The following is a 1,096-nucleotide window of genomic DNA, read 5'->3' on the forward strand; positions in this document are numbered from 1 at the left end:
AGAGGTCGTTTTCCCCCGTTGTTTCATCCCGGAATCGGTTGTTTGGTCTGCGGTGTCGGGTCACGCCAGGAGATGGCGTTCTCGCTGGTAAGGCGGCGGGCCATGAGGTCGGTCATGGCGATGTGGATCATGGCTTCGGAGCGGACGGACAGGGTCTCGTAGTCGCGGGCCAGTCGGCGGTGGAGCATGAGCCAGCCGTAGGTCCTCTCGACTGCCCAGCGTTTCGGGATCGGGGTGAATCCCCTGGTCCCGGACTTGCGTTGAGTGATTTCCATGTCAATGCCCAGGGTGGCCGCGTGCTCAACGAGGTGCTGACGATAACCGCCGTCGACCCACACCTTGCGGATACCTGGGTGGTCGGCGGCCACCTGGTCCAGGAGCTGAGTGCCGGCCACGGGATCCTGCACGCTGGCCGCCGTGACCAGCACCGCGAGCAGGAGGCCGATCGTGTCGATGACGATGCTCCGCTTCCGCCCGACGATCTTCTTCCCGGCGTCGGTCCCCTGACTGGAGGCCGGGACGCTGGTGGAAGTTTTGACGCTCTGCGCATCGATCACGCAGGCCGAGGGTTCGGCGTCCCGCCCTTCTTTCTGCCGCAGTAGTTGCCTGAGCAGGCCGTTGAGCTGAGCGAACACGCCGTCTGTCGCCCACTTGGCGAAGTAGCCGTAGACCGTGTTCCAGTGCGGGAAGTCGTGCGGAAGGTAACGCCACTGGACGCCGGTGCGGTCCACATACAAGATCGCGTTCATGATCTCGCGCAGGTCGTGTTCGGGCGGCCTGCCGAAGTCCAAGGCCCTGCCGCGACGCTCGAAGCGCCACGCGGACAGCACCGGCTCGATCAACTCACAGCGGGCATCGGACAGATCACTCGGATACGGGCGTCGCGTCGGCATGCTTCCGGCGTATCGCCGCCTATCGAGTGCGCCCAGGCGCAAAGCAGCGGCGACAGAAGCACACGGCGACGAAGACCGGGCGTCTTGGGATGAGACAGGAACAAGCCACCTCCCGCCCCACCCGTCACCCCGCCCAGCCCGCATGCCCCGCGCACACCTGCTACCTCTTCGGCACCGCAATCCCACATTGCAAGAATCGGCCT

Annotated in this window: 1 protein-coding gene; it reads right to left on the minus strand. The window is 65.2% G+C overall.

All coding sequences use genetic code 11. The annotated features are described in order from the left end of the window. Positions 1 to 23 precede the first annotated feature (23 nt). The gene (locus ACZ39I_RS41775; protein WP_467250977.1) at positions 24 to 893 is read right to left on the minus strand and encodes an IS5 family transposase; all 870 of its coding nucleotides are present in this window, start codon (positions 891 to 893) and stop codon (positions 24 to 26) included. Positions 894 to 1,096 lie beyond the last annotated feature (203 nt).

Source organism: Streptomyces sp. NPDC024687 (assembly GCF_055559055.1).